Source organism: Yersinia rohdei ATCC 43380, assembly GCF_000173775.1.
Taxonomy (GTDB): domain Bacteria; phylum Pseudomonadota; class Gammaproteobacteria; order Enterobacterales; family Enterobacteriaceae; genus Yersinia; species Yersinia rohdei.
Map to the genome: position 1 here is coordinate 1 of NZ_ACCD01000036.1, position 12,279 is coordinate 12,279.

The following is a 12,279-nucleotide window of genomic DNA, read 5'->3' on the forward strand; positions in this document are numbered from 1 at the left end:
AAAAACTCAATGCGGCGTTCCCTGCGGAGCTACTATCATGAAACCGAACAGAACTATAATCATAAAAATTCAATGTGGCGTCACCTCCATTACTAACTTCGGAGAACAATAACTCCGAACCTTGATGAAAATTCATCAAGGCATTAGCGGCATTACTATTACCCATAAAGGAAATGAATGCATGATTAACGTTCCATTTTATATCGGTGGCTTCCTCATTTTCAACGAAGTGGTAATCTTCGTTCATGTCCGTTAATTCAGAGGCTTCACTACCAGTAAATACACAGCCACAGGCTAATGCTATTGCGGATAATTTAGATGGAAAGGTTACTTTCATAACGTCTCCTTTATTTTTCCTCTTTTTTGTTGTAATGGGTTTATTCAATAACCATACCGCCGTTATTGAGTGATTAAAATAACTCCTCCTGGTAGAAAGTTATAACCTTTCACATTTTTTGGGTTATTATGCGGAGTAAGATAATTTAAATTAAAATTTTTTCAAGATACTTTAATAATAAATTAATAGCTGAGGAAAAAGAAAACATTTAATGTAACTTAATGTATTCATTGAGTTTATTGTTTGATTGATAATAGCCAGAATAACAAAGTAAAGAATTGTATAGAAATGTCGTGATTTAATTTTATAACAGATTAATAACATAATGATAAAATATTACGTTGAGCTTGATGACAAACTTGGTTTATAGCACAGAGTGGGTCGGGGCGGCTGCACCGATGGGCGCTCCGACGGCTCACGCCATTACGCCATTACGCCCCATTCGACACATTACCCGCTAAAGTCTCTAATTAGTTGAATTGATATATAATATCCGCTTTTGATATTTTCTCATGGCCAGCGTTACTGTTCATAGTACACGATTGTTAACACTCAATGGAGTGCTAGTTAATGAATGCTTCTCTTTATTTAAAATAAAAACTAAATGCAGATAGGATGTTATCACTCTCACTAAATTGTGGGATAAAAGAAACGATGAGTTCTGCCAAAGGAACAATCGAGAGTGTATATAGTGGAGCAGAGAGAGCCAGTTGGTATACATCTTGTTTCTTTGAAAAATATGCGAGTGAATGTCAGGAGATAAAAGCTGAGGATGCAAATAATTGAATCGGGTTATTATAATTTATTGCGAATCAATAACATGGAAATGCTTTGCGTATATATTGAGACTATAACTTCCAAAACAATAAACAAAATACGTTCAAAGTCTAATCTAACATTTAACGAAGTTGTAGATATACTTAATAGTATGGGCAGGTAATAAAAAAATATTATATAATATATAACTTTCAACGATAACATTTATTATTATCGTTTTATTTTCAGTTTTCTATGTTGAGTTTTTCCCTGCTCACTTTGGTAAGTTCACGTTAGTAAAAATTGTAATTGTGTTTTTTGTGTCATGCAAAATAATACCTAATAAACATATCTGAAATAAAATCAATACGATGGCGATCGGGTGCGTTTTTGGTCTGCGCCGTCCATGGGTGAGCAAGTTATGGTGCTCAGTATCGACGGCGAACTCACCACCGGTTTTGTGCTGCCCGCTATCTTTTCGGATGCCAACCCCGCGCTCTCGTAATCGGCTGTTGCCATGGTGATCACCTTCAACATCCTACTCGACGTCATTGCAATCGATAATCAACAGACTGATATTCAGCAATTGGATGCTTTAAAGCGCTACCGCGTGGCGCTAATGCGCATTGACCCCAACACCGCACCAGATATTGACTGGCCGGCTAAACCATAATTTTGACTGGCGATATCACGTTGATGTCGCCTTATATCTACTATTTTTACACCCTATTTATTCCGCACTTTGATTGTTTTTCCTTTCTTATTCCTATCGATAACTCATTATTTTAAATAGAAAAAATGTTTATCCTAAAGTGGTGCGGAGTGATTGCTCACACTGATACCCATGACTATTATCGCCCGATGAAAACGACCCCATCCCCTCACGATGCGCTATTTAAGAATTTTATGACCCAGCCCGCGACGGCGTGTGACCTGCTGGAGTTCCATTTGCCGCCTGAATTGCGGCAACTTTGTGACCTGAGCACCTTACGGCTGGAATCTGGCAGTTTCATTGAAAACAACCTGCGCGCTTGCTACTCGGACGTGCTCTACTCGCTCAAAACGACTACGGGGGACGGTTATGTTTACGCTCTCATTGAACATCAAAGTTCCCCTGATAAACATATGGCTTTTCGCCTGATGCGCTACGCTATTGCCGCCATGCAGAGCCACCTGGAAGCGGGGAACGACCAGTTGCCGCTGGTCATTCCCATCCTCTTCTATCACGGGAAGGTCACGCCGTATCCGTATCCCATGAGCTGGCTGCATGCCTTTAACCAACCCGCACTCGCCGGACGGTTGTACAGTGGTGATTTCCCGCTGGTCGATGTGACGGTAATCCCCGATAACGAAATCATGACCCATCGACGCATTGCTCTGCTGGAATTGTTGCAAAAACATATTCGTCAGCGTGAGTTATCTGAATTATCGGATCAACTGGTCATGGTGATAGCAAGTGGTTACACTACAGAAGATCAACTAAAAGCGGCGATAAATTACATCATACAGGTTGGCGATACGGCAAACCCAGAAGCGTTCCTCCGCAGCCTGGCCAACCGCTTACCGCAGCACGAGGAGTCACTGATGACAATTGCACAAAAACTGGAACAAAAAGGTGAAGCCAGGGGCGAGGCCATAGGTGAGAAGAATGCCACTCTGAAAATTGCCCAAACTATGTTAGCTAATGGTCTTGACCGCGCGACGGTAATGAAAATGACCGGTCTGAGCGAAAAAGAGCTGGCACAAATTTGCCATTAAGTGGCTAGCTAAATCCATACTTTTAACAGGCGATGTTGCCTTAAACGTCGTCTGTTTGCGCTGTTGATTACCCCTTTCCCTTTTTCTTCCTTACTACTTGTTACCTCTTCCATCTTTTAAAGCATCACCGCGATAACTCACTATTTTCACTGCAAAAATGTTTGTCCTAAAATGATGCTGGCTAATTGCACGCCATAACTTCGCTGGGCTATAGTCACGCCGCAGCGGCAAAATCCGCTGTCGGGTTTGGAACCCCGTCTTTCAACAGGGCGCATAACTGCCTAAACGGTTATTATGTGTAGGCACGGCTACATCTGTAAAACAATGGTGAGCTGGGCAGGGGCATCGAAAGATGCGCCGGATTCTCTGTTGACCGGTAGTTCCAACCTTGCCCAGTTCACCACCCCATAAAGAGATTGGAACCTCAAGGTGGTGAGTTTAAAAACTCATACAGAGAGGTAGTCATCATGGATTTGACGACTAAATGCCTATCATTATTTACCAGCAATATCATTGTTATTCCCACACCTGTTTTTTCATCCGCCCCTCTGCTGCCGGAGGTGCGCTATGTACGATGACACTCCCCGCGAAGTAGAAGAACTTATCGACCACTGCCGTGCGTTGATTTACGCCATCGTTACCCTTGATCGTGCCGATGCTAAAGAGGTGCTTTCGCTTATTTTGTGGCAACAGATTGATGCGTTACACAGTACTTATCTGCGGGATAGCGAGGAGGCACTAGAATTAGCTTTCGCCCTCTAACACAACGGATAGGTCACCACTGAAATAGATTTATTGACGGTGAGCCTATCCACAATAATCTTGAATCTGTAGGAGTTGAGCCGTAAACACAATGATATACAAAGGTTACACCACAAAAACCGGCTACAGCACGGCACACCAAAACCTGATTGCCATAGTGTTAATATTGGTGATGTAGTCAGTTTTCATGCGGATAATATCGCTATTCTGCGTATCTGATTTTTTGTGCCACCTCTCACACAACCCCCACTAACTGCCCCGCGCGTAACAATCCGGCATCATAGCCAATGAACGCTTAACCGGAGAAAAATGCATGTCTGCAACCGATTACCACCGCAGTGCGCGCGTCATTGAAATTAACGAAGGCACTCGCCCGATCCGCACTGTCAGTACGGCGGTAGTAGGGATGGTCTGTACCTCCGATGATGCTGACACCACCCTGTTTCCATTAAATACCCCGGTATTACTCACCGATGTGCTGGCCGCCAGCGGCAAGGCCGGTGAAACTGAAGCTGAAACCACGTCCAATATTATTGGCAGTGTTACGCCAGATGGCTGCAAAACCAAAGAAGAGCCCATTATTTACCGTGAGAATTTCGGCCAGCGTGAGGCGATGGTGATTTGGTCTAATTTTCTAAGTTGGGACACCGTAACCAATGCGAAAACCACTGCTTACGCTACCGCTCGCGCCTTGGGCTTGCGCGCCAAAATTGATAATGATGTTGGCTGGCATAAAACCCTGTCTAACGTCGGGGTGAATGGCGTCACTGGTATCAGTGCGGATGTGTTTTGGGATCTGCAAAATATCGGCACCGATGCTGACTTGCTCAACAGCAAAGACATGACCACGTTAATCCGTAAAGACGGTTATCAGGTTTCACCACCAATAGTTCGGGTTGCAATGGAACTGGTTTATTTATGTTGTGCACGCCAAGCGGATACTTTAGATATGAGAAAAGGCCAGTTGATTGATAAAGGGATATTAATACAGCGAAGCAAAACAGGCGTAGCGCAGATAAAAGTTTGGGGACCAAGGTTAACCGCCGCCACAGACCAAGCCAACCTACTACCTTTAAAAAAAGGGATGAGCAGTATATTTGTTCTCTTCCAGCAATCAGGCAGCCGGTATACAAGAGACGGTTTTAATAGTCGGTGGTTGAAAGCAAAAAAAGCAGCTGATGTGAAATATCCAGAACTGGAGTTTAATTTCACTTTCCACGCTCTGAAAGCAAAAGGTATCTCAGATCTAACTGGTTCGCTATATGACAAGCAGGCAATTTCAGGGCACAAAAGCGCATCACAGACCGCAAGATATGATAGAAAAATTAATATTGTTCCTGTTGTGGACGGGCAAGATATGGCGAAGTGATATGGCGAAACAATGGTGAAAGGTGATTTCAAAAACAAAAAAACCGCCTCTCGGCGGTTAACGACATACTCATACTACTTTGTTTTACTTAGATTTGTTTCCATGGTGCCCGGGGCGGGACTTGAACCCGCACAGCCATAAGCCGAGGGATTTTAAATCCCTTGTGTCTACCGATTTCACCACCCGGGCTCTGGAAAACTGGAGGCGCGTCCCGGAGTCGAACCGAGGTAGACGGATTTGCAATCCGTAGCATGGCCACTCTGCCAACGCGCCTTATTCTTCTTTGCCTTACTGCCGAGGTTCGCTATTGCCAACCTACTAATTTGGAGCGGGAAACGAGACTCGAACTCGCGACCCCGACCTTGGCAAGGTCGTGCTCTACCAACTGAGCTATTCCCGCAACATCAGAACTTACTGATTCTTTTGCTATCTTTCGACGTTTGTTGCTGCCGTCTGATGCGATGCATTCTACTTACCTGACGCAATGAGTCAATAAAATTATCTGACTAATGTGTTCGTTTGCTGCTTTTTGCGGCGCTTCGATCAAGGTTCGAGCAAATCTTTCCACGCAGCGTTTAAATATTGGAACATTGACCAGAAAGTAAGCACTGCTGCGATATAGAGTAAAACAAAACTTGCCAGCTCTATATTAGGGTCTGGACGCCAAAGTAACCCGACCAATGAACCCATTTGGGCCGTGGTTTTAACTTTGCCAATCCATGAAACCGCCACACTGCTGCGTTTGCCAATTTCCGCCATCCACTCGCGCAGAGAGGAAATGATAATCTCACGGGCGATCATCGTCGCTGCCGGTAGTGTAATCCACCAGACATGATAATGGTCAGCAACCAACACTAACGCGATGGCCACCATGACTTTATCCGCTACAGGGTCAAGAAAAGCCCCAAAACGGGTGGTCTGTTTCCAGCGCCGAGCTAAAAACCCATCAAACCAATCGGTTGCCGCTGCAAACACAAATATGATGGCACACACCATCGGAGCCCAAACGAATGGCAGATAAAATGCCAAAACAAAGAATGGGATGAGTACAACACGGAACAGAGTAAGCCAAGTCGGTATATTCAATTGCATAATGCTACGATAACTATCTAGCTGCTGTGGATATTATGAGTATGGTGCAACATTAGCTTCAGTGTTTCAATGCATTGTAGATTTTTTCTGCCAATGCTTGTGAAATACTCGGCACTTTTGCAATTTCCTCGACGCTTGCGTTAAGTAAAGGTTGCAGCCCGCCCATATACTTCAGCAATATTTGCCGCCGTTTAGGCCCTACTCCCTCGATCATTTCTAACGCACTAGTATTTTTTACTTTTGAACGGCGCTGCCGGTGCCCGGTTATTGCATGATTATGCGAATCATCACGAATATGTTGAATCAAATGCAAGGCGGGTGAATCCGGCGGTAACGAGAAACCCTCCCCTTCAGCCGCCAGAAACAACGTTTCCAACCCGGCTTTGCGATCACTTCCTTTTGCCACGCCGACAAGTAACGGTTTTTGCTTATCCCACGGAACATTGAGTGAAGCAAACACATCAAAAGCCTGAGATAACTGCCCTTTCCCACCATCGATAAAGATAACGTCAGGAATTTTTTTGTCATCTAATGCCTTGCCATATCTGCGCTTAAGCACTTGAGACATCGCCGCATAATCATCTCCGGGCGTGATGCCACTAATATTGTAGCGCCTATATTCCGAACGTACAGGGCCATTTGCATCAAATACCACACAAGATGCGACAGTCTGCTCGCCCATGGTATGGCTGATATCAAAGCACTCCATCCGATTTATCTCATCAAGATTAAGAATTTTTGCTAACTCTTTCATGCGTTGATGAATAGTTGATTGCTGAGATAGACGTGTAACCAAGGCAGTTGAAGCATTAGTACGAGCAAGTTTCAGATAACGGGCTCTATCACCCCGCGGGCGACTTTGAATCTGAATTTTTCTTCCTGCCAGTTCTGAAAGCGAGGAGGCCAACAACTCTTTTTCTTCCAGGATAAAATCTAACAAAATCTCACCTGGGAGAGTGCGCCCCTGGCTTCCTTGTAAGTAAAATTGCCCGACAAATGTCTGCACAACTTCACTCAGCTCAGTTCCTGCTGGCACTTTTGGAAAATAACTGCGGCTCCCCAGTACTTTGCCCTGCCGGATAAATAGCACATGAACACAAGCTAATCCGGCATCAAACGCCACCCCAATAACATCAAGGTCTTCACTGTCGCCAGAAACAAATTGCTGCTCTGTTACCCGCCGTACAGCCTGTATTTGGTCACGGATCCGTGCGGCATCTTCAAAATGAAGTAATTGGCTGGCCTCTTCCATGCGAGAAATCAATTGCGTCAATACTTGTTGGTCTTTGCCCGAGAGAAACAAGCGCACGTAATCGACCTGACGCTGATACTCTTCATCACTGATCAACCCGGCTACGCATGGCCCAGAACAACGACCAATTTGATATTGCAAACAAGGCCGAGAACGATTGCGATAAACACTGTTTTCGCACTGCCTCACAGGAAAGAGTTTTTGCAGCAATGCCAAGGTTTCGCGGACGGCATAAGAGTTAGGAAAAGGCCCAAAATACTCGCCCTTTTCATGTTTTGCGCCACGATGGATAGCTAGACGCGGATGCTTATCCGCGCTTAGAAATATAAGCGGATACGATTTATCATCACGTAATAATACGTTATAGCGCGGCTGATAAAGCTTGATGTAGTTATGCTCAAGTAACAGCGCTTCCGTCTCTGTATGAGTGACTGTTACATCAATCTGAGCAATATTCTTGACCAAAGTCTCCGTTTTACGGCTCGCCACATGAGCGCGAAAATAACTCGTCAAGCGTTTTTTAAGATCTTTGGCTTTGCCGACATAAATAACTGTCCCCGCCTTATCATACATGCGGTAAACACCAGGTTGACTGGTAACAGTTTTTAAAAACTCTTTAGAATCAAAACAATCAGTCACTATTAGATAACGTCTCCGCATTAAACATCCCATGGCGGATAGCCAAATGGGTCAATTCAACGTCACCACTAATATTAAGCTTACTAAACATTCGGTAACGATAACTATTCACTGTTTTCGGGCTCAGATGAAGTTGCTCTGATATCTCATTAACCTTCTGCCCTTTAGTGATCATTATCATAATTTGTAACTCACGCTCTGACAAACAGCTAAAAGGTGTTTCTGTCGGCGGTTCCAACTGCCCTAATGCCATTTGCTGCGCGATATCAGAAGCAATATAGCGCTGCCCCGAATGAACAGCGCGGATAGCTGTAACCACATCTTGGGGTGCCGCACCTTTACTCAAATAGCCACAAGCTCCTGCCTGCATCACTTTCGCAGGTAATGGATTCTCGGTATAAATGGTTAACATGATAACTTTCGTGTCAGGAGAAAAACGCAAAATCTTACGAGTTGCCTCCAACCCACCGATACCGGGCATATTCATATCCATCAAAACGATATCAACACTATGATTACGACACCATTTGACCGCGTCCTCACCACACTGCATCTCATCCGCTACTTTGATACCCTTGATGTCTTCAAGAATGCGTCGTATCCCTGCGCGCACCAGTTCGTGGTCATCAACAAGAAGAACGCTAATCAAAGAAAATTCTCCAAAAAAATAAGGGAGTAACCTAATCACGCTTTGTTTACGCCAATGATATTACTTGTTTTCGACCAAAGAATGAATACAGAATAATTGCAAATTCATATCTATATTGTTTGACAGATATTATTTCTGTCTTAATTTTGACTATGTACATAAAATCGCAGGCTTATCAATTAATGCCATGATGGAAAATAAAAGTTTTTTTAAGATTTTTCTCTGTATCACTCACACATTCATACAAAAAATAATGACTGAGGTTCAGAACGTTAATTTTTAGGGAAAGAAACACAACATATTGATACGATTACTAATCAGATAATTCTGCAGTAATTCCTAGGCAAGGAATTAGTCTTGGTTTTTTATTTATTGCTTATATCTTATTCACTATGAAAATGGATGATGTTGGATACAAATTAAACCGTATAAACCAGTCTGGTTTTTATGAACAAAATTATCTTAATTAAGTTAAAGCAGAGTAAATGGCAACATTGACCAGGCTGGAGCGCTTATCCATAGCTGACCGTTTACACCGCAGTTTGAGCGGCTATCTAAGAGGTTGTAGCAACAACTTAAGATTGCGCACAGGTTATCAAAGCTAATCATCAGTTTATGATATAATACGAGGACTGTTTAATGTTGCCGCTAATGTTCACTGTGATTATGGGTTTACCCACATATCCTGGTTTGCAGGCAAGCTACTACTTCTTCAGGAAAAAAAATGAGTAATCCAGACTTTACCACTTCTGCTGACCCAGAAATTTTAGCCAACGAAGTTGCATGCTTGAAAGCAACGGTGACCCTACTGCTAAAAGCAATCGGCCAAGCCGATGCTGGGAAAGTAATCTTAAATATCGAACGCTCCATTTCAGGTATCGAAGACGCTGCTCAAGCTGAAGTTTTCACCAATACATTGGCTCAAATTAAGAACGGCTATCGTCAATAGCCGGCGAGAGACAAACTGTAATATCCCGATATAATCATGCTGCCAATATAGAAATTTCTCTGTCTTTCATTGAAATATATTCTATTGGTGGCATATTTTTTACTCTTCGAGACAAAAATGGGCTTACTACTGAAAGCATTGATCGGTGCCAGCGTTGTGGTGCTAATTGGGATATTATCTAAAACGCGAAATTACTATATTGCCGGTTTAATCCCATTATTTCCGACCTTTGCTCTTATCGCGCATTATGTTGTAGGAAGTGAGCGTAGTATCCAAGCATTACGTATAACGATTGTTTTCGGTTTATGGGCTATTATTCCCTACTTTATCTATCTGATATCTCTTTATTTTTTCATTGCTCATTTCCGCTTACCTGTTGCTTTAGTTGCAGCGGTTATATGCTGGATTATTGCCGCCTGGGTACTGATCTCTACCTGGAACCACTGGCACAGTTAATAATAAAACATACAACAAACCCCCCTTAAATCAGCGTAATAACAATAAAGTAATGGCATGAATCGCCAGCATTATCACCGAAAAAGTCAGATTAATATTACTGATTGATTTAGATCTGACTTCATCAGAAGGCTCATCGCTCACCTGAACTTTTCGTATCCGATATACCCAATACCCGCCAAGTACGACAAAAATAAGAGCTAATACGACTACCAGCAGTGGATAGCCCCATACCAAATACTCACTGAGCCCTGCAATAGCAAACCAAAGAATGACAAAAATCATGATTGACCACCTAACGTTTTGATAGCCCGAGCTTAACACACTCCTCAAAAACGATTAAGCCGCGCTAGTGTGATAACAATAAAAACAGTGATAGGACAAAATGTTTGTATAAAAACATCATAAATATCAGAAGCAGAGTTAATCACTCGTTAAATAGTGCGGGCGAAAATTACAAAAAATCATCGCCAGAACAGAATATAACATCGCAAAACGAGCAATAATCCAGATTAATCCTCTAACACAGGTTGGGATAGCAACTAAATAAATAAAATAAATAACATTCACATAAATTGATGCATGAAAAATAATGCTCAAAAAATCACATTAAGTAGTTTTATTACATCAAGAATTCATTTCATTTGCCGTTATACATCCTACCTAAACTTTATAAATGTAGTGATCATGAAAAAGTTCTCCGACCTATCCATTTTGACAAAATTACTCTCAGGGTTCTCTGTTGTTATTATAATGATGTTATTGATTGGTGCAGTTGCCCTTTCACAGTTAAGTAATAATAATTCTCGATTGGAAGCCTACCGCGACAGTTGGTTGCCAGGTGTTCGTTATACATTGGAAATGCGTGGTTTTTTAGCTGAACTGCGGCTACAACAGGTTCAATATATTGCTTCAACAACAGAAAAAGATCGTGAAAGTCATCGTCTGGAGATTCTTCAGGCGGTGGATAACTTTCGTAATGCACAAGATCTTTTTTTGAAATTACCCGAAGGTTATAATAACTCTGAATTATTTAAGAGAATAATGTCAGATTTTGACCATTTTTCTCAGGCAAATAGTATTGTCATCAATGCTGTTAATAATAACCAATTGGATGAAGCAAGTAAGATAAGCGGAGACACCTCCAGAAAATATCGTACGCAGCTAATGAAAGACTTAGCTGAATTAGTCGTACTCGAAGTACAAGGTGGGGAAAAAGCAGCGGCGGAAGGACAACAAAGCTTTAATACTGCTAAAAATTTACTGCTCACTTTATTGTTATTCTCTGTTTTCATTTCAGCTCTGCTGGCTAGCATGATTGCTCGACATTTATCCCGCTCATTAGGTGGCGAACCTGCCTATGCCGTCGCAATTATGGGCCATATTGCAGCAGGAAATTTATCAACTGAAATAAAACTTCGTTCTGGCGATACGCACAGCTTGCTGGCTTCACTGAACACAATGAATCAGCAATTGAAGAAAACAATCAATGAAATAATGCATGGTAGTGAATCAATTTCGGTGGCATCAAACCAAATTGCTCAAGGTAATACTGATTTATCCCAGCGTACCGAGGAGCAAGCTTCCTCGCTAATTCAGACCTCAGCCAATATGCAAGAATTGACTCAAACGGTACGTCAGAATGCTGATAATGCTCGACTCGCAAGTGAATTAGCCATTAATACCGCAGCCACGGCCACTGAAGGCGGGATTATTGTTGATGAAATGCTTCTGCGCATGCAGGAAATATCAAATAGCTCGAAAAAGATTGTTGATATCATTGCTGTCATCGAAGGCATTGCTTTCCAAACCAATATATTGGCACTAAATGCTGCGGTTGAAGCGGCCAGAGCCGGTACTGAAGGTAAAGGATTCGCTGTTGTCGCGAGTGAAGTAAGAACCTTAGCTCAGAAAAGTGCCAATGCTGCGAAAGAAATTAAGCAATTAATTGTCGGCACTGTTGAAAAAATTACTGCAGGCTCCGAACGTGCAGACCATGCTAGCCAGGCAATGGGCGAAATAGTCAATTCTGTCGGTAAAGTTGCTCATATTATTGGTGAAATTTCGACGGCTTCACAAGAACAGCATATTGGTATTCAAGAGATAGGTATTGCTGTAGAACAAATGGACCACGTTACGCAACAGAATGCGGCACTGGTTGAAGAGGCAGCGGCGGCAGCCCAATCATTAACTGAACAAGGTGCTGAATTACGTCAAGTCGTTCGTTTCTTCCAGATAAATGAACCATCAGTAAATTAGC

The 12,279-nt window shown here is 42.6% G+C and carries 12 protein-coding genes, 3 tRNA genes and 1 pseudogene; 8 read left to right on the top strand and 8 right to left on the bottom strand.

The window, feature by feature from the left end; translation table 11 throughout:
• A partial coding sequence (locus tag YROHD0001_RS0118720; protein WP_032818093.1) for a hypothetical protein occupies positions 1-337 on the bottom strand: 337 nt, incomplete at its 3' end.
• Between the two features lie 1,135 nt (positions 338-1,472).
• On the opposite strand from YROHD0001_RS0118720, the pseudogene YROHD0001_RS19820 reads away from it, so the two are divergent.
• The 5 genes and pseudogenes from YROHD0001_RS19820 to YROHD0001_RS20775 all read left to right on the top strand — a co-directional run.
• Positions 1,473-1,595: pseudogene (locus YROHD0001_RS19820) on the top strand (phage baseplate assembly protein V); the annotation flags it as partial.
• A gap of 15 nt (positions 1,596-1,610) precedes the next feature.
• Positions 1,611-1,766: a tail fiber assembly protein gene (locus YROHD0001_RS19825; protein ID WP_162484095.1), complete on the top strand. Its 156-nt coding sequence runs from the start codon at positions 1,611-1,613 to the stop codon at positions 1,764-1,766.
• Between the two features lie 188 nt (positions 1,767-1,954).
• Positions 1,955-2,851 carry an Rpn family recombination-promoting nuclease/putative transposase gene (locus YROHD0001_RS02020; protein ID WP_073991257.1) on the top strand — a complete coding sequence of 299 codons (897 nt, stop codon included), beginning with the start codon at positions 1,955-1,957 and terminating at the stop codon, positions 2,849-2,851.
• Between the two features lie 567 nt (positions 2,852-3,418).
• Entirely contained in the window at positions 3,419-3,613 is a 195-nt protein-coding gene (locus YROHD0001_RS02015) for a hypothetical protein (RefSeq protein ID WP_004716399.1), read from the top strand.
• 313 nt (positions 3,614-3,926) lie between these two features.
• Positions 3,927-4,982: a phage tail sheath subtilisin-like domain-containing protein gene (locus YROHD0001_RS20775; protein WP_004716401.1), complete on the top strand. Its 1,056-nt coding sequence runs from the start codon at positions 3,927-3,929 to the stop codon at positions 4,980-4,982.
• A 103-nt stretch (positions 4,983-5,085) separates the two neighbouring features.
• On the opposite strand, the gene YROHD0001_RS0118735 is transcribed toward YROHD0001_RS20775, so the two are convergent.
• From YROHD0001_RS0118735 to uvrY, 6 genes are all read right to left on the bottom strand, one after another.
• Positions 5,086-5,171: transfer RNA gene (locus YROHD0001_RS0118735), tRNA-Leu, on the bottom strand.
• A 10-nt stretch (positions 5,172-5,181) separates the two neighbouring features.
• Positions 5,182-5,255: transfer RNA gene (locus YROHD0001_RS0118740), tRNA-Cys, on the bottom strand.
• 51 nt (positions 5,256-5,306) lie between these two features.
• Positions 5,307-5,382 (bottom strand) — tRNA-Gly (locus YROHD0001_RS0118745).
• Between the two features lie 143 nt (positions 5,383-5,525).
• Positions 5,526-6,074 carry a CDP-diacylglycerol--glycerol-3-phosphate 3-phosphatidyltransferase gene (pgsA, locus tag YROHD0001_RS02010; RefSeq protein WP_004716402.1) on the bottom strand — a complete coding sequence of 183 codons (549 nt, stop codon included), beginning with the start codon at positions 6,072-6,074 and terminating at the stop codon, positions 5,526-5,528.
• Between the two features lie 58 nt (positions 6,075-6,132).
• On the bottom strand, positions 6,133-7,965 hold the full coding sequence (gene uvrC, locus YROHD0001_RS02005; protein WP_032818094.1) for an excinuclease ABC subunit UvrC: 1,833 nt from the start codon (positions 7,963-7,965) through the stop codon (positions 6,133-6,135).
• The gene (uvrY, locus tag YROHD0001_RS0118750; protein WP_032818096.1) at positions 7,958-8,614 is read right to left on the bottom strand and encodes a UvrY/SirA/GacA family response regulator transcription factor; all 657 of its coding nucleotides are present in this window, start codon (positions 8,612-8,614) and stop codon (positions 7,958-7,960) included. The genes uvrC and uvrY overlap by 8 nt, the downstream gene beginning before the upstream one ends.
• 724 nt (positions 8,615-9,338) lie before the next feature.
• On the opposite strand from uvrY, the gene YROHD0001_RS02000 reads away from it, so the two are divergent.
• On the top strand, positions 9,339-9,563 hold the full coding sequence (locus tag YROHD0001_RS02000) for a DUF2594 family protein (RefSeq protein ID WP_004716406.1): 225 nt from the start codon (positions 9,339-9,341) through the stop codon (positions 9,561-9,563).
• A 117-nt stretch (positions 9,564-9,680) separates the two neighbouring features.
• Positions 9,681-10,019 (top strand): GlpM family protein, encoded by a 339-nt coding sequence (locus tag YROHD0001_RS01995; RefSeq protein ID WP_004716407.1) that lies wholly within the window; start codon positions 9,681-9,683, stop codon positions 10,017-10,019.
• 30 nt (positions 10,020-10,049) lie between these two features.
• On the opposite strand, the gene YROHD0001_RS01990 is transcribed toward YROHD0001_RS01995, so the two are convergent.
• A complete protein-coding gene (locus YROHD0001_RS01990) occupies positions 10,050-10,304 on the bottom strand; it encodes a hypothetical protein (protein ID WP_004716408.1) in 255 nt (84 codons plus the stop codon).
• Between the two features lie 402 nt (positions 10,305-10,706).
• Between YROHD0001_RS01990 and YROHD0001_RS01985 the strand changes: the two genes are divergently transcribed.
• Positions 10,707-12,278 (top strand): methyl-accepting chemotaxis protein, encoded by a 1,572-nt coding sequence (locus tag YROHD0001_RS01985; protein WP_032818098.1) that lies wholly within the window; start codon positions 10,707-10,709, stop codon positions 12,276-12,278.
• Position 12,279: the final 1 nt, after the last annotated feature.